This is a genomic window from Escherichia sp. MOD1-EC6098, assembly GCF_002965865.1.
Lineage (GTDB): Bacteria > Pseudomonadota > Gammaproteobacteria > Enterobacterales > Enterobacteriaceae > Escherichia > Escherichia marmotae.
The window spans coordinates 118924-138974 of the sequence record NZ_PTSN01000016.1 but is presented as its reverse complement, the minus strand read 5'-3'; the positions used below and the strand labels follow the sequence as shown (position 1 = coordinate 138974).

At 52.5% G+C, this 20051-nt stretch carries 13 protein-coding genes and 3 pseudogenes; 12 read left to right on the top strand and 4 right to left on the bottom strand.

All coding sequences use genetic code 11. From position 1 onward, the window contains the following. The 9 genes and pseudogenes from C0K55_RS17235 (at nt 1) to C0K55_RS17190 (ending at nt 14125) form a co-directional block, all read left to right on the top strand. The gene (locus C0K55_RS17235; protein ID WP_105266808.1) at nt 1–675 is read left to right on the top strand and encodes a hypothetical protein; all 675 of its coding nucleotides are present in this window, start codon (nt 1–3) and stop codon (nt 673–675) included. Between the two features lie 295 nt (nt 676–970). Beyond that, on the top strand, nt 971–4837 hold the full coding sequence (tssM, locus tag C0K55_RS17225; RefSeq protein WP_001515761.1) for a type VI secretion system membrane subunit TssM: 3867 nt from the start codon (nt 971–973) through the stop codon (nt 4835–4837). Continuing rightward, nucleotides 4837–5595: a TagF domain-containing protein gene (locus C0K55_RS17220; protein ID WP_105266809.1), complete on the top strand. Its 759-nt coding sequence runs from the start codon at nt 4837–4839 to the stop codon at nt 5593–5595. The genes tssM and C0K55_RS17220 overlap by 1 nt, the downstream gene beginning before the upstream one ends. A 191-nt stretch (nt 5596–5786) precedes the next feature. Further along, nucleotides 5787–6521, top strand: coding sequence for a hypothetical protein (locus tag C0K55_RS17215; RefSeq protein WP_105266810.1), 735 nt, complete (start codon nt 5787–5789; stop codon nt 6519–6521). Then, nucleotides 6518–6888 (top strand): annotated as a pseudogene (locus C0K55_RS17210) (hypothetical protein). Before C0K55_RS17215 ends, C0K55_RS17210 begins: the two are co-directional and overlap by 4 nt. 24 nt (nt 6889–6912) lie before the next feature. Further along, entirely contained in the window at nt 6913–9126 is a 2214-nt protein-coding gene (locus C0K55_RS17205; protein ID WP_105266811.1) for a type VI secretion system Vgr family protein, read from the top strand. Between the two features lie 23 nt (nt 9127–9149). After that, complete coding sequence (locus tag C0K55_RS17200) at nt 9150–9593, top strand: DcrB-related protein (protein ID WP_105266812.1); 444 nt, start codon at nt 9150–9152, stop codon at nt 9591–9593. 19 nt (nt 9594–9612) lie between these two features. Then, nucleotides 9613–13737 carry an HNH/endonuclease VII fold putative polymorphic toxin gene (locus C0K55_RS17195; RefSeq protein WP_105266813.1) on the top strand — a complete coding sequence of 1375 codons (4125 nt, stop codon included), beginning with the start codon at nt 9613–9615 and terminating at the stop codon, nt 13735–13737. Nucleotides 13738–13747: 10 nt separating this feature from the next. Continuing rightward, nucleotides 13748–14125 carry an Imm50 family immunity protein gene (locus C0K55_RS17190; protein ID WP_000289912.1) on the top strand — a complete coding sequence of 126 codons (378 nt, stop codon included), beginning with the start codon at nt 13748–13750 and terminating at the stop codon, nt 14123–14125. Nucleotides 14126–14170: 45 nt separating this feature from the next. Here C0K55_RS17190 and C0K55_RS26655 read toward each other — a convergent pair. Beyond that, nucleotides 14171–14293: pseudogene (locus C0K55_RS26655) on the bottom strand (SymE family type I addiction module toxin); the annotation flags it as partial. 85 nt (nt 14294–14378) lie between these two features. Here C0K55_RS26655 and C0K55_RS26940 point away from each other — a divergent pair. Beyond that, nucleotides 14379–15179 (top strand): annotated as a pseudogene (locus tag C0K55_RS26940) (RHS repeat-associated core domain-containing protein); the annotation flags it as partial. Between the two features lie 10 nt (nt 15180–15189). Beyond that, nucleotides 15190–15561: a hypothetical protein gene (locus C0K55_RS17175; protein WP_105266890.1), complete on the top strand. Its 372-nt coding sequence runs from the start codon at nt 15190–15192 to the stop codon at nt 15559–15561. A 65-nt stretch (nt 15562–15626) separates the two neighbouring features. Here C0K55_RS17175 and C0K55_RS27180 read toward each other — a convergent pair whose 3' ends face one another. Together C0K55_RS27180 and yafV are read right to left on the bottom strand one after the other, a co-directional pair. After that, entirely contained in the window at nt 15627–15803 is a 177-nt protein-coding gene (locus C0K55_RS27180) for a SymE family type I addiction module toxin (RefSeq protein ID WP_426472710.1), read from the bottom strand. 16 nt (nt 15804–15819) lie between these two features. Next, nucleotides 15820–16590, bottom strand: a complete 771-nt coding sequence (yafV, locus tag C0K55_RS17165) for a 2-oxoglutaramate amidase (RefSeq protein WP_105225150.1) — start codon at nt 16588–16590, stop codon at nt 15820–15822. A gap of 180 nt (nt 16591–16770) precedes the next feature. On the opposite strand from yafV, the gene ivy reads away from it, so the two are divergent. Continuing rightward, nucleotides 16771–17217, top strand: coding sequence for an Ivy family C-type lysozyme inhibitor (ivy, locus tag C0K55_RS17160; protein WP_016248344.1), 447 nt, complete (start codon nt 16771–16773; stop codon nt 17215–17217). Between the two features lie 206 nt (nt 17218–17423). On the opposite strand, the gene fadE is transcribed toward ivy, so the two are convergent. Then, nucleotides 17424–19868: an acyl-CoA dehydrogenase FadE gene (fadE, locus tag C0K55_RS17155; RefSeq protein ID WP_105266889.1), complete on the bottom strand. Its 2445-nt coding sequence runs from the start codon at nt 19866–19868 to the stop codon at nt 17424–17426. Nucleotides 19869–20051: the final 183 nt, after the last annotated feature.

Sequence of the window (20051 nt, the reverse complement as noted above, 5' to 3'; positions counted from 1 at the left end):
ATGAAGAATCTGGACTGCAATGCATCGAATCATTCACCGGTATGGGGCGTGACCGAATTTATTTTCTGGAAATTAGCCGCAAAAAAATGGGGCGAAGGTGTACCTTATGGGCGTTATTTCAAAGATCGCTGGGTGAAACATAACCACCTTCTGATAACGTCGACTGCCAATACATATAATTTGCCAGCGCCTTTACTGGCTGGTGTGTGTTGGATAGAAGTCGGGGGAGAGCCCTGTATTGTAGATATGCTGGCATTTGATGCTCGGACTATTAACTGGAGTGGGCCTGAGTGGATTGATGAACATATCACCATGACTTCGAGACCAGAAAAAACATCTTTTGGTGCAGTGAGTATGCAATTGCGAACCACAGCCAGAACACCTGGGCTTGATGAGTCAAAAATGGATACCTCTCAATTGCGTGAACTGGCAAATTGCCTCCAGCATGATATTTTTAATATTCAACTTGTGGCCAGACATCTTTATCAATTAGCTGAAAGAGATGGATTTCAGTCCTCCTTACCACACCTGACGGAAGAGCAGATAAGAATTATTGGTGCCCGTTATAACCGGTGTATGTCGCTTACCCTGGAGAAAATAAAGGAAGATACCAGCTATGGCAATTTTATTGTCAACAACTGGTTGCATTTCTCTCGTTTATTCATCACCCATTAGGAGTCTTCGTGAGAAGAATAATTCAAATATCAGGATGGTTATTATTCATTATGGGTCTGATCATCATTATGCTTTTTTCCGGGAATGAGTATCAATAGATGCAGGATATAGATCCTTCAATAACAGCGTTGCCTCAGGGAAATGGGAACAGAGAAATAATCAAAATGTTGATTTATTTTATTTTGATAATTGTTCAGATTGCTCTTTATTTTTTTTCAGTAGCCCGTATTGGACGGATTTTTTCAGCTTGCGGCATTTTGCTATTACTGATTATCGCATGGAGTTCTGAACAATAATGCAAAAATTTCTCAGTCTGCTGTTTTCTCGCCGTGCGCTGGTCGTTGTCTGCGTGGTGGCGTTGGCGCTACTGGTCTGGTTTCTCGGGCCGCTGGTGGCGTTTGATACCCTGCATCCGCTTGCATCCGTGGGGAGTAGGGTAGTCACTATCGTTCTGTTACTAATGTTCCTCGCGCTGTGGCTGGTGAATTGGTCGATGAGCATCATTGGCGTGACGGTTCTGTGCCTGGTTATCGGCTTTGTCTCACCGTTGCTGGCCTTCGGTGACGTTCGCCCGTTTGCGCCGCTGTGGCTGCGTCTGACGCTAATCGGCATGATCCTGCTGAGCTATGCGCTGTATGGCCTGTACCGGCTTTGGCGGGCGTTGCGTCTGGATGAACAACTGCTGCGCCGTTTCTTGCATCCGCGCGGGGAAGACGTACCGGTGGCAGGGGAAATTAAGGCCGATCTGCGCACCGTCAGCCATATTTTCAACCGCGCCATCCGACAACTGAAACAACTGCGTGTGGATCTACCTGGTTGGCGTAAGGTCCTGGAAGGGAAACGCTTTCTGTACGAACTGCCGTGGTTCATGGTTATCGGCAGCCCCGGTGATGGTAAAACCACCGCGCTGCTTAACACCGGGCTACAGTTTCCGCTGGCGGAACAGATGGAGCAGACCGCGCATATCCTCACCGTGCCGGGCGGCGGCACGTTGCACTGCGACTGGTGGTTTACTAATGAGGCTGTGCTCATTGACACCGCCGGGCGCTATGCCCGCCACGATGATGGCGGTGAAATCAGTGCAACCCAGCGCAACGCCGGGGAATGGCAGGGATTTCTGGGGCTACTGCGTAAACACCGTCCCGGCGCGCCGCTGAACGGCGTAATTTTGACGCTGAATGTGGCAGATTTGACCGCACAATCCCCGGCTGAACGGCTGGCTGCCTGTGCAGCCCTGCGTGCGCGGCTGGCGGAACTGCGGGAGACACTGGGCATTCGTTTCCCGGTTTATCTGGTTGTCACCAAAATGGATCTGCTACCCGGCTTTACGGAGTATTTCCGTGGATTGACCAGTCACCTGCGTGCTCAGGTCTGGGGCTTTACTCTGCCATACAGCCGCAGGCGTCACGCCAGTGATTCGCAGTCACTGCATGCGCTCTGTGGTCAGGAACTGGCAAATCTGACGCTGCGGCTGGATCAGGGGATGGATAGTCGGTTGCAGGAAGAGTACGACCTTAAAAGCCGCCAACGGCTCTACCGCTTCCCGCGTGAATTTGCCGCGCTGGGCACGCCATTGCTGGAAGCCATTGAACAGATTTTCCTCGATTCAAAATTCGATGCCACCCAGCTTAACAACACCCTGCGCGGGGTATTTTTCACCAGTGCCGCACAGGCGCAGGCAGACGCCGTAGCAGACCAGACGGGCATCTGGCAGCGTTTTGTCCGGGCAATAAAAGGGAACGAGGAGTCTCCGTCCCATACTCTGCCGGATGGCAACCGAAGCTATTTTCTCCATGACCTGCTGACTAAATTTATCTTCCGTGAAGCGCACATGGTGGAGCCGAACCTTCAGTGGGCCTGGCGTTACCGCCTGCTGCGTACCGGTGGGCATCTGCTGGTACTGGCGCTGGCTTTCTGGTTGTGGCAGGGAATGCAGGGCAGCCAGCAGGGTAACAGCGATTATCTGCATGAAATCACCAACCGGACGACCCAACTGGATGATGACGTCAAAGCCTATACCGGAAAACCCGCCATGCAGCCGGTTCCCGCATTACTGAACCAGGCGCGGGCGCTCTCTGCCTGGCCGGGGTTGGATCCGGACTCACCGCCGCTGGCCTGGCGTTATGGTCTTTACAGCGTCCCTCCGGTGATGGAGAGCGTGGCATCCCTGTATGACCGCCTGCTTGACCAGTTACTGCTACCGCCGTTGGTGAAGCGCATGGAATACGTACTTTCGGATGCGATTGCCCGTCAGGACAGTAAAGCTGCCTATGACGCTCTGCATGTTTATCTGCTGCTGAACCTCGATAAAGACCACGAGGACAAATACAACGCCGCGGAGATCCACGCCTGGGTGTTGAACGATCTGAACAACCGCGACAGCGTGGCGGATTTCGGCGGTCGCGCAGCCGTGCTGGAACATATCGATGCTCTGTTTGACGGCAGTCGCGTGGTGCATTCGCCATACGAAAAAGATGAGGGGCTGATCCGCCTGGCGCGAGCCTTTCTTGACGGTCATACCAGCACCGAGCGTATCTATACTCGTGCACTGGCTTCTATGGAGAGCGAAGCGCCGCAGGAGTTTTCGCTGGTTCGTGCCGTGGGCGCGGATGCGGGAACGGTTTTTGTCCGCACGGATGGTGCGCCATTAGATCGGGGCGTGCCTGGCATCTTCACCCGCGAAGGCTACCGGGAACTGTTCGACAAACGGCTGTCGGAGTTTGTCGCCGCCGCATCAGCGGATGACGCCTGGGTGATGGGGCGCGAAAGTGCGCAAAAAAAAACGACTGAGATTGTAATGAGCCAGTTACCGGGACAGGAACTCCCGATTACCCGTGAAGTCCGTCGCCTGTACCTCGCTGAATATGCCCGCCGCTGGCAGGATTTTCTGGCAAGCATTCACAGCATCAACAGCGCTGGGGAAGACGGCAGCCCCGGACTGGCGTATGACCTTCAGGTGCTGCGTACTCTGGCCTCACCTGATTCCCCGCTGATGCGGCTGAGTAAAGTCGTGGTAGATCAGACCACCCTGGTGCCGCCGCTGGATGCGCAGGCCAGACAAAAGCAGATGGCTCAGCGAGCGCAGGATCGGCTTTCCGGTAATGCGGGGAAAGCGGTACAGACGGCGAAGCTGTTGCAGGACATCCATCCGGAAGAACGTCTGGAGAAAACACTGGTGGATGATCGTTTTGCCGCATTGCGGGAAGTGGTTTCCGGGCGTACGGACAGCGCACAAGGGGGCAGCGCACCACAGCTTAATTCGTTGCTGACGATGCTCAATGAGTATTACACCCAGCTCACCATTGCCGACAGTGCGCTGGCGGCCAGCACATTACCGGGCCGCATTTCGGCGGCGGATAAACTTCAACTGGAGGCAGCAAAACTGCCTGCACCGCTGAAAAATATTCTGCTGGATTTAACACAGCAGGGGACGCGCAAAATCAACGCCGGAACGGGTGAAGTGCTGAATGCGCAAATGGAGGCGGTGATCGGTGATGAGTGCCGTGATGCCATTGACGGACGCTACCCCTTTGCCGACAGCCCACAGGAAGTCAGTGCGGATGATTTTAACCGTATCTTTGCCAGCGGCGGCGTGCTGGATGCTTTCTGGACGAAGCAACTTGCCCCGCTGGCGGACACTGCCAGTAACCCGTGGCGCTACAAGCCGACCGAAGGCAACATGACATTGCTCGGGCCGGATCTGACACCGTTTCAGGAAGCAAAGCAGATCCGTAGCGTTTTTTTTAACGGGGAAGGCGGGAAAAAGTTCTCCTGGGCGATGCAGGTCCGCGTCGTGGATATGGACCCTGCCATCACCGAACTGGTGATTGACATTGACGGGCAGGTGCTGCGTTACGCTCACGGCCCGGTCAGGCCGCTGAAAGTGAGCTGGCCCGGGCCGCGTAATGGCTCAATGGCGGAAATCACCGCCAGCCCGCGCATCCGCCAGGACACCTCGACGTTACTGACTAACGGGCCGTGGGCGCTGTTTCATCTGCTGGATGCGGGTAACGCGCAGGAGACAGCGGTACGGGGAACTCAGCAGGTGGAGTACAGTTTTGATGGGCGGCGGGTGGTGCTGGAGATTACCGCTGGGCGGGATTTTGACCCGGTGAACCGGGGGCTACTGCAACGCTTCGCCTGCCCGGAGAGGACGCTTTGATGCGCCGGGCTACGGCAGTATCGGCTCCGGCGATGTTCGGCAGACTGCCGGACCAGCGGGACTACGTGCGCTGGCGGGTGAGTGCGAACGAAGCGCAGGTGTGGCAGGCATGGCTGAACCAGCAGACGTGGCTGGGACAGGGGCGGCATATTGTTCTGCCGGAAGGAACGGATGCTGCGAAGGCTGGAGCAAACAACGGCTGGATGCACCTGTCACCGCGTGAGAAAAAGACGCTGCCGGAGCACCACCCATTGCCGTGGAGTTTTGTGCTATCGCCGGGGTTTCTCCCCATTGGCGGGCGTGATGAATGGCTGACCGGAGTATTGACCGCATCGCGAGACAGTACGGGCAGACCGTGGCCGCTGGTGATTTATCAGCGTGCCGGACGGGAATGGCTGGAAGAGAGCCTGGATGACACGCAGGGCTGGTTGTACTGGCTGGCGCAGTTGGCGGCAGTATATGTCTCACCACAGACAGAATGCTGCGGGCGGCTGGCAGAGCAGACAGATCAACTGTGGGCGATGTGGCGGCCGGGGCCGCGCTGGGCGCAGTGGCTGCGCGGCTTGCGACGTGTACCGCAGCGTAGCCGGGAACTCACCGGGCTACCGGACGCGCCGATAGTGGAATTGCCTGGTGTGCGCCACCTGCCGTGGCCAGGCTGGCCGGACAAAATGCTGGCGCAGCAGGGGCAAGGCTGGTTCTGGCAGCAGAACAGCGAGGGGCGGTATGTGGATGCGCTGCGGTTGGAGAAAAAATAATGTGCCCACGAATGCTGAGAATAGCTATACAAAAATATGACGATAAACGTGTAGATGGGAAACAAATATACCCCTGAACTTCAAGTTGATTGCTATTTGTTGACTTCAGGCTACCCCTGGTCCCGTCTGCATTGGTGGGTAAGCAATCATCTTCAGGTTTATTGGATATATAGCAATATAAGGAGGTGAACATGGGTAACTCTCATGATGAGGCTATTCAGCAGGCATACGATGCTTATGACGACTTAATGCTGGATAAACGATATATCAGGGACAATGATGCCTGGGGAGATTTAAGAATTGACCGTGAAAATGGTGCAATCTCATTATTGCTGAGATGGAAATATAATTGGATAAAAAGATGGGATGCAAAAACTGATTGGACAGATATGGAGAAAAATACCTTTCATGGGAAAGTTATTTTTGTCATTAATCAAACATGGAATAATAAGGTTTTTTTATCCGTTTCTGGGAAGTCTGAGTTTGTCAGTAAGTTTAATGGTAAGGATTTACCTTTCACAATAGAAATAATTCAGACTGATCGTCATGGGTATTGGGATGTAGTGGTGTTTAAAATTGATAATGATGATCCAAATAGTTTTCGTCAGAGTTCCATTGTCTGGAATAGTCGATACGTGGAACTTGACTCTAAAGATATAGTTGCTGCAGCTAAATGTCTTGGTTCATCAAAAGGTTGCCATGAGCAAATAGGGTTGTCTCACGAGCTTGGGCATATTATTGGATATCTTACTGATGAATACTATAGTGATGATGCAGATAAAGCAACTACCCCATTTTCCGGGGATGCCAGTGCGTTAATGAATATTGGTATGGAGCTGCGCTCTCGTTATATGGGAAATGTCATTGAGCGGTTAAATAGAATGGTTCCGGGTTCTAATTTTTTTGTGAAAAGCATAAAAAAATGAAACTAATATACGCTGTGATTATTTTTTTGATAGTGGGTGGGGCGAAAAATAACATGTCTGATATTCCTGGGCATGCTTATCTGAATGCGAGTGGTGTGTATAATGGAGTTGAAGAGAATGTTCTATTAAATAACTATGGTCAGCCAGCGTATGAATTTATAAAACCTCGTTATAAATTTGTCGGTGAATATTATATAGAAATTGAAAATACCTATCGCTCAACAAAACCTGAATTCAGAAACATCCCCATCAAAGAAATATTTTGGCATTTGCCGGGGGATTTAAATCTGACATGTTTTTTCATTATAAAGATGGACAGTGGCGGGTTATTTCTTATTTTTTCTGGCCGCCGGGCGCTAAATTCTAATCCGATATTAAAGGAATAAATATCATGAGTTTTGTATCTACGGGTAATAAATCTGGCAGTAATGGTGGGCCAGCCATCACCACGCCGCCAATAGCCGGAGAAAGTAGTGCTGTAAGCGCAGGTTCAGCCGCAACAGATGTAGCTGATGCAGCCGAACAGATGGCAGAACAGGCAGCAGCGGATCTGTTTGGTGCGCTGCCGGAACCATCGGGACTGGTGAAAGCGGCGGTAGCCGCAGCGCAGGCCGCCGCTGCGGCGGCAGGGATCTCGGATATGGCTGGCGCAGTTCAGGATGCGGTGGCGTCGCTTGCAGCCGGTGGACCGGGGGCGCATAACATCACTGTAAGCGGTAGTGCGGTGCCACCGCAGATGCTGTTGTTCGCGGGGATGAATGGTTCGGAAGGGCTTGGAAATCTGTTTTCCTACACTGTGCAGCTTAAAACTCCAGACACCCTGAACCTGGGCTACGTTTCGCCCGCCGCCAATCTGCCGCTCAAGCCGATGGTGGGCAGAGATCTGTGCGTCAGTATCGAACTGGACGGTGGCGGAAAACGGTATATCAGCGGGCTGGTGACCGCTGCGCGGGTAGTCGGCCATGAGGGACGTTCGGTCACGTATGAATTACGCATTGAACCGTGGCTGAAACTGCTGACCCACACCAGTGACTACAAAGCTTTCCAGAACAAAACCGTGGTGGATATTCTCAGTGAAGTACTGGATGAATATTCCTTTCCGGTGGAAAAGCGGCTGGTGGAAAATTATCCGCCCCGCGCCTGGCAGGTACAGTACGGTGAAACTGACTTTGATTTCATTCAGCGCCTGATGCAGGAATGGGGGATTTACTGGTGGTTTGAACACAGTGAGAACAGCCACACGCTGGTGCTGGCTGATGCCATCAATGGTCATAAAGCATGCCCGGACTCGCCGCTGGTGGAGTGGCACCAGGAAGGACTGAAGCTGGATAAGGAGTTTATCCACACCATTACGGCCAGTGAGAAGCTGCGTACTGGAAAGTGGGTGCTGGACGATTTTGATTTTATGAAGCCACGTTCGCTGCTGAAAAGTACCGTAGCTAGTCCGCGCGATACCGGTCATGCTGAATATGAGCATTACGAATGGCCTGGTGATTACTTCACTACGGGAGAAGGTGAGATGCTGACGCGCATTCGTATGGAAGCACAGCGCAGCCCCGGCAGCCGTGTTGGCGGGGCGGGAAATATCCGCACCCTCATGACGGGCTACACCTTCACGCTGATGAATCATCCGACGGCAGACGTTAACCAGGATTACCTGTTGGTACAGACCACGCTGTTTTTACGGGATAATGCGCAGCACAGCGGTCAGAACCAGCATTTTACCTATGTCACCACGTTTGAACTGCACCCCACCTGCGAAGTTTACCGTCCACAGCGAACCCTGAGCAAACCCCACACCAAAGGCCCGCAGAGCGCCATCGTCACCGGCCCGGCGGGGCAGGAAATCTGGACGGATAAATATGGGCGGGTGAAGGTGCAGTTTGGCTGGGATCGTTACGGTAACAATGACGAAAACAGCTCCTGCTGGATCCGTGTCAGCTATCCGTGGGCGGGGAAAGGATTCGGCATGATCCAGATCCCGCGCATTGGCCAGGAAGTACTGGTGGACTTTAAAAATGGTGACCCGGATTTACCGATAATCATCGGGCGCACCTACAACCAGGACACCATGCCACCGTGGGGGCTACCGGGCATGGCGTCGCAGAGCGGGATATTCAGTCACTCGTTAAAGGGCGGGCCGACGAACGGAAACATGCTGCGCTTTGATGACAAAACGGGTGCGGAAGAAGTGAAGTTTCTTGCGGAAAAAGACCTGAATACTACGGTAAAAAACAATGAAACGCATACAGTCATGGTCGATCGCACAAAAACCATTGTTAAAAATGAAACCATCAGCGTGGGAGAAGACCGCAATGCCACCATCACAAAAAATGATGGGCTTTCCGTCAAACAGGCCCAAACCATCAATGTCGGAACGACATATCGTCTGGACGTTGTCGATCAATTTACCCTTCGCTGCGGCAATGCAGCGCTTGTATTACACAAGGATGGCTCGATTAAGTTTTGCGGAAAACAACTTTTACTGCACACCAGCGATGTTATGCAACTCATTGGCAGTGGAATTGATATGAACCCGGATGGCGGCAAAGCCATGACTGCGGATGATATTGCCCCGTTACCTACCCCGGACGCTTCTGAATAAAAAATATAAAAGGAATTTTTTCTATGACCAGCCTTTACCGTATTCAGGAGGGCAGCTTTGCCCTGCCTGAAACTTTTCTTGACCGCACCGTCAATATCTTCGTCCCGTCGGGCAATGAGAGAGCATCACCCAGCCTGAATATTTCCCGCGACATGCTCAGGCCAGAGGAAAACCTGACGACCTACATTGATCGCCAGATAGCATTGATGAAAAAAAACCTTGGCCAGCATCGGGTACTTTCGCGGGGAACGGCACTGGCGGGAGCCGGCGAAGATGCCATGACAGGTGAGCAGATCCTCGCCACCCACCGTTCTGGAAAAACAGAAGTGTATCAGCGTCAGGCCGGGTTTATCACCGGGTCAGCAAAGGTACTGGTGTTGACGCTGACCAGTCAGCGCCCTTTTGATGAGCACACCGACCAGCTATGGACTGCATGGTTGACCAGTTTTCAGCCTGCTAAAAACTAAAAAACAGGGAGGTTTTATCATGTATGAAGCCGCACGGGTGGATGATCCTATCTACCACACCAGCGCCCTTGCCGGTTTTTTGATAGGGGCCATCATTGGCATTGCCATTATTGCCGCCGCCAGCTTTGCTTTTGCTACCTGTGGTTTTTTTGCCGGACTTGTTCTGGGATTTCTGGCTGATCAGATCGCTTCCGGAGTCCTGCAACTTGGGGAGGCCATCGGGCGCTCGATACATTCCACAGCAGGAAAAATTCTGACCGGATCTGATAATGTCAGAACTAACAGTCGCCCGGCCGCGCGCGCCGTACTGAGTACGGTGATATGCGAAGACCATTCTCCGGAAATCCGCATTGCCCAGGGTTCCGGCAACATCTACATCAACAGTCAGCCTGCCGCCCGAAAAGATGATCATACTGAATGTGATGCGGTGATTGAGGATGGCTCCCCCAATGTCTTTCTCGGCGGCGGTACGCAGACGGTACTGGAAATCAGCCCGGAAATCCCGGACTGGCTGCGTCAGGTTGTGGATGTGCTGTATGTGGTCGCCGGAATGCTGGGGGGGCTGGCTGGAGCCTCGCGTCAGGCGACAAAGATGGGCTCGAAATTTGGCACAAAATGCGCGGCAAAATTTATTGGTGGCGAAATTGCCGGGATGGGCATTTCCGAGGCCGCTATGGGATTGTTCAGCAACCCGGTTGATGTAACTACCGGGCAAAAAATTCTGCTGCCGGAAACGGATTTCACCCTGCCGGGCCGCCTGCCTGTTACCTGTTCGCGCTTTTATGCCAGCCATCTGGAAACTGAGGGGCTACTGGGCAAAGGATGGCGGCTGAACTGGGAAATAACCCTGCGCACCGATGAGAAATATATCACTCTGATTGGCGGCCAGGGGCGTGAGTTAAGTTATCCGAAAGACATGCTGACGCCGGGGCACCAGATATTCGATCCGGAAGAGCAGTTTTACCTGAGCCGCCTGCATGACGGACGCTATGTACTGCATTACACCGACCGCAGCTATTACATATTTGATGAATTTGATGACCACGGCGTCGCACCGTTACTTTTTATGGAGACGCCCTACCGACAGCGTATAGCTTTCGGGCGAGAGAACGGCAGGCTGGTGCGGGTGGCTTCCAGCAGCGGGCACCATCTGTTATTGCACCGCACAATGACCCCGGCGGGGGAAAGACTTTCGCATATTGAACTGGTGAAGGGAGGACGTCCCGGTAACCTGGTGGAATATCGTTACGACAATAACGGGCAACTGACCGGTGTGGTGAACCGGGCCGGTGTGGCAGTGCGACAGTTCGCCTATGAAAATGGCCTGATGGCAGAGCACCGCAACGCGACGGGCTTCACCTGTACCTACCGCTGGGAAGAGATTGAGGGGGTTCCCAGGGTGGTGGAGCACTCGACCAGCGATGGCGAGGATTACCGGTTCCGCTATGATTTTGCTGGCGGGCAGACGGTGGTTACCGGCAGGCCGGGGCATAAATGGCAGTGGTGGTTTGATGAACAGACGTATGTGACTGCGCACCGGACGGCGGGCGGGAGGATGTACCGCTTCACGTACAACGAAAACCATTTTCCCGTAGCAGTTGAACTCCCCGGCGAACGCAGGGTAACGCTGGAATACGACACCCTGAGTCGGGTGGTGAAAGAGACGGATCCGGCAGGCCGGGTGACACAGACGCAGTGGAACGGCAGTTTTGATGAAATCACTCGTCGTGCGCTGGATGACGACCATGTGTGGAAAGCGGGTTACAACGAACACGGTCAGGTAATACAGGAAACAGACCCGGAAGGACGCGTCACGCGCTACGGGTATGATGAACAGGGGCTGGCAGTCAGCCGCACGGATGCGAGGGGCGGCCTGGTTGCGCTGGTGCACGATGCGCGCGGTCAACTGGTGCATTACACCGACTGTTCAGGGCGCGCCACGGGTTATGAATACGATGAAGACGGCAACCTGACGGCGGTGACGGACGCGGAAGGGAAAACGGTACACATCAGCTATAACCGTCTGGGACAGCCGGAGACAGTCAGCCATCCGGGCAAACAGCAGGACCGTTACACCTGGAACGCGCTGGGATTACTGAGCAGCCACCGTCGTCTTACGGGCAGTATACAGAGCTGGCAGTATACGCCGCGGGGGCTGTTGACGCTCCACACGGATGAAGAGAAACGGGAGACGCGCTGGCATTACACTGCGGAGGGGTGGATTGCCAGCCTGAGCAACGGCAACGGGGCGCTTTACCGGTTCAGTCACGATGCGGATGGACGACTGACGGGAGAACAGCGCCCGGACGGCCTGATACGGATGTTTGCGCTGAATGCGGGCGGGTATCCGGTCATCACCCAGACGCAGGGTACAGAAGGCGGGGTGCGTAATGAGCGGCAGGAGCGTGATGCGCTGGGCCGCCTGTTGCGCAGTGACACGCAGCACAGTACACGGACCTTCAGCTACAACCGTCTTGACCAGATAACGGAGGTGACGCTCACCCCCACGGAAGAAGGTGAGCGTCTGCACCACATGCAGGCGGACAGGGTGCGCTTCGCGTATGACCGCAGCGGGTGGCTGACGGCAGAGCACAGCGTACACGGCAGCATAAAGTACCGGCGTGACGCGCTGGGCAACCCCACCGATATCACGTTACCGGACGGGCAGCACCTCAGCCATCTTTACTACGGCAGCGGGCATCTGCTCCAGACGGCGCTGGATGGTATCACGGTCAGTGAATATGAGCGTGACAGCCTGCACCGCCAGGTGATGCGCACCCAGGGGGCGCTGACGACGTTCAGCGGCTACAACGCCGACAACCGGTTAAGCTGGCAGCGCAGCCTGCCAGGCGGCAGCCGGAGTCCGCAACAGGCCGGAAATCCCCCGACACAGAGCGACAGCGTGACGGGGCGGGATTACATCTGGAACGCAGACGGTGAAGTCAGCGGCATTAACGACAAACTGCGTGGCTGCCTGGTGTTCAGCTATGACCGGAGCGGCTGGCTGACCGGTCGTACGGGGCAGATGTACGACCATGACCATTATTATTACGACAAAGCGGGCAACCTGCTGACGGATGAATATCAGGGAGCGGTGATGGACAACCGCCTGCCGGGCTACGGGCGTGACCGTTACCGCTATAACGAATGGGGTGAACTGACAGAGCGGCGAGAACAGCAACTGGAGTGGAACGCACAGGGTCAGTTAACGCGGGTCATCAGCAGCAACAGCGAGACGCGGTATCAGTACGATGCGCTGGGCAGGCGTATCAGCAAGGCGACGTATGGCCGCCATACGAACCAGAGGGAACAGCGGCGGACGACGTTTGTGTGGGAAGGGTTCCGGCTGTTGCAGGAAACGACGTGGCAGGGAAAGCGGACATACCTGTACGACGCGGAACAGCCGTACACGCCGGTGGCGGCTGTCACGGGGCGCGGGGAAAGCCGGAAAATCTGGTATTACCACACGGACGTGACGGGCACGGTGCAGGAGGTGAGCGCAGCGGACGGAACGCTGGTGTGGGCGGGCTACCAGGCGGGGTTTGGTGAAAACCGGGGCGACATCAGCAACAGCGGGGCGTACTTTGAACAGCCGCTGCGACTGCCGGGGCAGTACTTTGACGAAGAAACGGGGCTGCATTACAATCTGTTCAGATATTATGCGCCGGAGTGTGGGCGGTTTATCAGCCAGGATCCGATAGGGCTGAGAGGCGGATTAAACCTTTATGCTTACGTCAAAAATCCACTTACTTGGATCGATCCTTTAGGTCTTGCTGGTTGTAGTGCTCAATTTAAGTCGAGAAATGAAGCTTTCAGAGCTGCGAAAAGAGATGCTGGTATTCCAATGAATCAACAACCAGATAGAATATTTAATTCTAAAACTGGGTTTTATGGTGATCATAGAAATGTACCAATGACTGATTCCAGAAAAAATCCTATTTTTGATAGCAATGGTAATCAAGTCTGGACAAGGGAATATCAATTTACCAGAGCAGATGGAACTAAAATTATTATCCAAGATCATTCTGCTGGGCACTCTTATCCAAATGGAATAGGAAATCAAGGTCCTCATTTAAATGTGAGACCAATTGAAAATACTCGAACGGGTTCAGTTCCTGGTACATTTGATCATTATGAATTTTGAGGAGAGCGACATGTACTGGAATGATATTGATGGTAGTATATTATTTAACAAAGTTTTCACTAAATCTATTGAAGTAAATGAAATCGATGTCTTTGACATAAAAATAGATCGTGAAGCTGCTACAGTAATAATATCATTTGACTTGGTAAATGAATTACCAGATAACCCACCGCCGAAATGGGTTAAAGGTTATAATAGATGTAGGTGTGGTATAAATTGTAGCGGGGTTAAATATTTAAAAATAGATGGTATGTCTACAGATATGTTGGCAAAAATAGAAATACATACTGATAATAATGAAGTTATAATAAAGGGGACTGATATCCTTTTAAATCTAAAGTGTTCTCACATACAACTTATGGGGCCTTCGGTATATATTAGCCAATAAAATAAAAGCCGGGAAAGAAATTAAATCTTCCCGGCTTTTGTTTTTTTATGCTTCGTGCAGTACGCCAGATATCCCGTCCTTCATCCCCTTAACTACCTGTTTAACCTGATAAAGTTCCTCGCGCAACTCCTGCACTTCGTCGCTGTCAGCGATGATGGTCAGCCACCCAGTGGCATTAATGACAGGCTGCCTGGTGTTCAGCTATGACCGGAGCGGCTGGCTGACCGGTAGTATCGGGCAGAGGGAACAGCGGCGGACGACGTTTGTGTGGGAAGGATTCCGGCTGTTGCAGGAGACAACGTGGCAGGGAAAGCGGACGTACCTGTACGATGCGGAACAGCCGTACACGCCGGTGGCGGCTGTCACGGGGCGCGGGGAAAGCCGGAAAATCTGGTATTACCACACGGACGTGACGGGCACGGTGCAGGAGGTGAGCGCAGCGGACGGGACGCTGGTGTGGGCGGGCTACCAGGCGGGGTTTGGTGAAAACCGGGGCGACATCAGCAACAGCGGGGCGTACTTTGAACAGCCGCTGCGACTGCCGGGGCAGTACTTTGACGAAGAAACGGGGCTGCATTACAATCTGTTCAGATATTATGCGCCGGAGTGCGGGCGGTTCGTAAGCCAGGATCCGATAGGGCTGAATGGAGGTATCAACCTCTATGCGTATGTCAAAAATCCGCTTACCTGGATAGATCCATTAGGATTAGCTGGATGTAATGCTCAACAACGTCGCAATATATCTGATCTCCGAAATGGTAAAGATATCACGGTTAGAAGTGTTGACGAAGCAAGGGCATTATTAGATAACATGCCGGATCTTAGGCCTCATGTTGACAGTTTCCCTGCAAGGTCTGGTGAGCTTTATAGTGGCACCAAATTCAGTGATGTATGGAAACAACCAGCGGGAACATATCGGGGTGATTTATATAATGTGAAAAATCCATTGTCTGATGTTGTTCATAATTCTAAAAACCCATTACACGATAATAATCCGCACTATAATATTATCTTTGGTGATGGTACTAAAGCTGGGATAATTATAGTTCCTTAGTGAGGTTTACATGAGAAATACAATAGATAATAGGATGTTAGGCTCAATACCATTGGTGGCAAGGACAATTGAATCATCTGGAAATGAACTGTTTATTACATATACTATAATTGATGATTTAGATTTCGATATTACACTTAAGAAAACTTATCATTCTTATGAGCAATTGGAAAATTCAGTTGTAGTCTTTTTGTCTGATGAAAAAAAACACAATGAAGATATATTAAGCTGGAGTGATGACTTTTCCATTAAGCAGAAGAAAGCAAAAAAAGAATTGTTTTTAAGATTTGATTCCGGTCGATTATTCCTGCCTGATAACGGAGAAGGATTTATTTTTGATGGAGATGTTAATTATATGAGAACGTGGATAGGTAAACTATAGAATCGTTTGCACTATTTATTTTCATAAGCCGGGGAGATATTAAACCTTCCCGGCTTTTTTATTATTTAACTCTCGTTCATCACACTAAACATCCCGTCCCGCATCCCCTTAACAGACTGTTTAACCTGATAAATTTCCTTCCTCAGTTCCTGTACTTCGTCGCTTTCAGCGATCAGGCTTAGGCATCCCTCCGAGATCTTCACGGTAAGGTTCGTGCCGATCTCAACTCCCGCTTCTCTCACCTATCTGGCGCTGATTTCACCACAACCTGAACTCATCCGCATCCTGCCATGCCGGGAATTTTTCGCGATACTCCCGTAACGCCACCATCGAAAGTTCAGCGTCTATACGCGTAGCCTGATGTGGTTCGGCGGTGGCGATAATCTCGCCTTGCGGATTAATCACCCGGCTGTCGCCGCGATAGTGGCAGCCGTTGCCATCGCTGCCGACGCGATTGCATCCCGCCACATACGCCTGATTCTCAATCGCGCGGGCCGTCAGCAATGCTTGCCAGTGCAAAGAGCGCGGGGCAGGCCAGTTGGCAACGTAGATTGCGAGGTCATAATCATTGAGATTGCGCGACCACACCGGAAAACGTAAGTCGTAGCACACCAGCGGCAAAATACGCCAGCCGCGCCATTCCACAATCACTCGCGCATTGCCCGCTTTATAATGCAGATGCTCATCTGCCATTCGGAACAGATGACGCTTATCATAAAAATGTACCGTGCCGCCCGGCTCAACCAGCAAAAAGCGGTTAACCGAACCAGACTCCGTTTGTAATGCAACACTGCCTGCAATCAGCGCATTGCACTGCTGCGCTTTGGCTGTCATCCAGTTCACTACGTCATCTTGTGCTAGCGACGAAGCTGCCGCTTCCATGGCAAAGCCGCTGGTAAACATCTCCGGTAGAACGATCACATCGCGCCCGGTAATACCTTCCAGTTGACGATCAAAATGGCGCAGGTTGGCAGGACCATCCATCCACACCAACGGTTGCTGCAAAAGCGTAATCTTCAAACCAGGCACGGTGTACAACTCCTTTATTTGAGGGGTTTTATAACTTTAACACTTTATCGGGTTATTACCTTACTGCGGTAGAGATTGATAACAAATGCTGATATTGGAAATATCTTATTTGCAAATTACTGTGTTATAGCCAATCTTTAGGGCGTTAATAACATGGGCAGGATAAGCTCGGGAGGAATGATGTTTAAGGCAATAACGACAGTCGCCGCTTTGGTCATCGCCACCAGTGCAATGGCGCAGGATGATTTAACCATTAGCAGCCTGGCAAAGGGTGAAGCCACCAAAGCAGCGTTTAATCAGATGGTGGAAGGGCATAAGTTGCCCGCCTGGGTGATAAAAGGCGGTACTTATACCCCCGCGCAAACAGTGACGTTGGGAGATGAGACGTATCAGGTGATGAGTGCGTGCAAACCGCATGACTGCGGCTCGCAACGTATTGCGGTGATGTGGTCCGAGAAATCTAATCAGATGACGGGGTTGTTCTCGACCATTGATGAGAAAACGTCACAAGAGAAACTCACCTGGCTGAATGTGAACGATGCGCTTTCGATTGATGGTAAAACGGTGCTGTTCGCCGCGTTGACCGGCAGCCTGGAAAACCATCCGGATGGCTTTAATTTTAAATAATTAGCGGATAAAGAAACGGAGCCTTTCGGCTCCGTTCTGATTGTTGACAAAGTACGCGTTGTTCATGCCGGATGCGGCGTGAACGCCTTATCCGTCCTACAAAATCGTTAAAATTCAATATATTGCATGAATCACGTAGGCCTGATAAGCGTAGCGCATCAGGCAATCTTACGTTTGTCATCAGTCTCAAATGAAACCTTTCGGCATTACGCAGCTTCAACTTTCCGCACTTTCTCCGGCAACTTTACCGGCTTCGTTGCCAGCTCTTCCGGGTCAAAGTCATCAACGTTAATACTGCGCAGACGGCTCTCTTCTGCTTTTACCAGAATGGCGGCTTCATCTTTATCAATCAGCCCCTTCGCCAGCGCGTTGCGCGCCAGTTCATCCAGACGGGTAAATGGCAGGTTTTTACCCAGCTCTTTACAGATGCGCTGATGAATGGGGTCGGCGGCAATCACATCCACCAGTGCCTCTTCCAGCAAACCAACCGGATTATGCTCGCTCGGCGTCAGATACTGACCGCGGCCAATGCGTGAACGGGTGGCGTTTGGCACTTGTAAAATCTTCGCCACTTTATGATCCAGCTTGTCAGATGGTGCCAGATAATGACGTCCGGTCGGGAAGATCACCACATTCAGCAACCCGGCAACCACGCGGTTCGGGAAGTTTTGCAGTAAATCGTCCATCGCCTGTTCAGCCTGATACAGTGCATCTTGTACGCCCCAGTGCACCAGCGGCAGGTCAGCTTCATTGCGGCCTTCATCGTCATAACGCTTCAGAACGGCGGAGGCGAGGTAAAGCTGGCTTAAAATATCCCCCAGACGTGCCGAGATACGTTCACGACGTTTCAGGCTGCCGCCCAGTACCGCCATCGAGACATCAGAAAGCAGGGCGAGGTTGGCGCTCAGGCGGTTCAGGTGCTGATAATAACGTTTAGTCGCATCGCCGGTTGGCGTGCTGCTGGTTAAACCGCGCGTCAAACCAAGCCAGAAGCTGCGAACTTTGTTGCTACCGACGTGACCGATATGTTTGAACAGCAACTTATCAAATGCGTTAACGTCATTATTTTTCGCCGCTTCCATCTCTTCCAGCACATACGGATGGCAACGAATCGCTCCCTGACCGAAGATCATCATGCAGCGGGTCAGAATGTTGGCACCTTCAACGGTGATGGCGATCGGCGCGCCCTGGTAAGCTCGTGCCAGGAAGTTGCTCTGCCCGAGCATAATGCCTTTACCGCCGGTGATATCCATCGCATCAATAATCGACTGCTGCCCGCGATGGGTACAGTGATACTTAACGATAGCCGACAGCACGGCGGGTTTTTCACCGAGCATAATGCCGTAGGTAATCAGCGATGCCGCAGCATCCATTACGTAGGCGTTCCCGGCAATACGCGCCAGCGGCTCTTCAATCCCTTCCATCTTACCGATAGAGATTTTGAACTGACGACGAATGTGAGCATACGCACCGGTTGCCAGAGCCACCGACTTCACGCCGCCGGTTGAGTTGGAAGGCAGGGTGATGCCACGGCCCACCGAGAGACACTCCACCAGCATCCGCCAGCCTTGCCCGGCCATTTTCGGGCCGCCGATAATGTAATCGATCGGTACGAAAACATCTTTGCCGCGTGTCGGTCCGTTCTGAAATGGCACGTTCAGCGGGAAGTGGCGACGACCAATTTCCACGCCCGGCGTGGTGGTTGGGATTAGTGCACAGGTAATACCTAAATCTTCATCACCGCCGAGCAGTTTTTCTGGATCAGAGAGCTTAAACGCCAGTCCGAGCACGGTCGCAATCGGTGCCAGCGTAATGTAGCGTTTGTTCCAGGTCAGACGCATTCCCAGCACCTGCTGCCCCTGCCATTCACCCATGCAGACAATCCCGGTATCTGGAATCGCACCCGCATCGGAACCCGCTTCCGGGCTGGTCAGTGCAAAGCAAGGGATCTCCTGACCACGCGCCAGACGTGGCAGATAGTGATTTTTCTGCTCGTCAGTACCGTAATGTTGCAGCAGTTCGCCCGGACCTAATGAGTTCGGCACGCCGACGGTAATCGCCAGGATCCCGCTCACGCCAGAGAGCTTTTGCAGCACGCGAGACTGGGCATAAGCCGAGAACTCCAGCCCGCCGTACTCTTTTTTGATGATCATCGCAAAGAAACGATGCTCTTTCAGATATGCCCACAGCTCCGGCGGCAGATCCGCCAGCTCATGCGTAATCTGGAAATCATTTGCCATCCGGCAGGCTTCTTCTACCGGACCGTCGATAAACGCTTGCTCTTCAGCAGTCAGGCGTGGTTGTGGATAGTTATGCAGCTTTTTCCAGTCCGGTTTGCCCTGGAACAAGTCACCTTCCCACCAGGTGGTGCCTGCATCAATCGCTTCTTTCTCGGTGCGCGACATCGGCGGCATCACCTTACGGAAACCACGAAACACCGGCGCAGAAATCATCGATTTACGCATAGGCGCAAAGTTAAACGGCACGAGGATAATGGCCAGAGGCACCAGTACCCACGCCGACCACAGACCTGCGACGCCGAGGGCGGCTGTCCAGGCGAGCAAAAGCAGACTGCTGAAAAATAAGCTCACGCGGTGATAAAACAACGCGCCGAGCAGGACAACCGTAGCGAGAATACTCAAAATCATCATAACGAAAAGCCCCTTACTTGTAGGAGGTCTGACCACTTGTGATGATATGGTTGTAGTAGATGTAAAAATATTTAGCAATGTATTTACAATATAATTACAACAAAGCTCACATTGTTGCTGTTTTTATCCCCACTTCAGGTCAAAAAGTCCTGGCCATTGCGCTGCCCTGGACTTCTCGCTTCT

What these genes read in the sequence shown, in the direction of transcription:
- C0K55_RS17200 (WP_105266812.1), top strand. Translation starts at nt 9,150, where the DNA reads ATGACCAGCCTTTACCGTATTCAGGAGGGCAGCTTTGCCCTGCCTGAA.
- C0K55_RS17215 (WP_105266810.1), top strand. Translation starts at nt 5,787, where the DNA reads ATGGGTAACTCTCATGATGAGGCTATTCAGCAGGCATACGATGCTTAT.
- C0K55_RS17190 (WP_000289912.1), top strand. Translation starts at nt 13,748, where the DNA reads ATGTACTGGAATGATATTGATGGTAGTATATTATTTAACAAAGTTTTC.
- fadE (WP_105266889.1), bottom strand. Translation starts at nt 19,868, where the DNA reads ATGATGATTTTGAGTATTCTCGCTACGGTTGTCCTGCTCGGCGCGTTG.
- C0K55_RS17195 (WP_105266813.1), top strand. Translation starts at nt 9,613, where the DNA reads ATGTATGAAGCCGCACGGGTGGATGATCCTATCTACCACACCAGCGCC.
- tssM (WP_001515761.1), top strand. Translation starts at nt 971, where the DNA reads ATGCAAAAATTTCTCAGTCTGCTGTTTTCTCGCCGTGCGCTGGTCGTT.
- ivy (WP_016248344.1), top strand. Translation starts at nt 16,771, where the DNA reads ATGTTTAAGGCAATAACGACAGTCGCCGCTTTGGTCATCGCCACCAGT.
- C0K55_RS17235 (WP_105266808.1), top strand. Translation starts at nt 1, where the DNA reads ATGAAGAATCTGGACTGCAATGCATCGAATCATTCACCGGTATGGGGC.
- C0K55_RS17175 (WP_105266890.1), top strand. Translation starts at nt 15,190, where the DNA reads ATGAGAAATACAATAGATAATAGGATGTTAGGCTCAATACCATTGGTG.
- C0K55_RS17220 (WP_105266809.1), top strand. Translation starts at nt 4,837, where the DNA reads ATGCGCCGGGCTACGGCAGTATCGGCTCCGGCGATGTTCGGCAGACTG.
- C0K55_RS17205 (WP_105266811.1), top strand. Translation starts at nt 6,913, where the DNA reads ATGAGTTTTGTATCTACGGGTAATAAATCTGGCAGTAATGGTGGGCCA.